We start from the raw sequence: 440 nt of genomic DNA on the forward strand, positions 1-440 counted from the left end.
AATCATTACATGACAATGAAGATGAAGCGATGTTAGCTGCATTTTACGATGACAGTAAAACAATCGATGCTAAACATAAACCAGCCGTTGTGTATTAAGGAAAGGGGGAGATACGATGGGTGAATTTAAAGGATTTATGAAGTATGACAAACAGTACTTAGGTGAATTATCACTGGTAGACCGTTTGAAGCATCATAAAGCATATCAACAACGATTTACTAAAGAAGATGCCTCTATCCAAGGTGCACGATGTATGGATTGTGGAACGCCGTTTTGTCAAACCGGACAACAGTATGGTAGGGAAACAATAGGTTGTCCAATTGGAAACTACATTCCTGAATGGAACGACTTAGTGTATCATCAAGATTTTAAAACTGCTTATGAACGCTTAAGCGAAACAAATAACTTTCCTGACTTTACAGGGCGTGTATGTCCTGCAC

The 440-nt window shown here is 38.6% G+C and carries 1 pseudogene; it reads left to right on the forward strand.

The features are described from left to right. Positions 1-115: 115 nt before the first annotated feature. Positions 116-440, forward strand: a pseudogene (gene gltD / locus A6F49_RS17440) (glutamate synthase); the annotation flags it as partial.

The sequence above is a fragment of the Enteractinococcus helveticum genome, assembly GCF_001657475.1.
GTDB lineage: Bacteria > Actinomycetota > Actinomycetes > Actinomycetales > Micrococcaceae > Yaniella > Yaniella helvetica.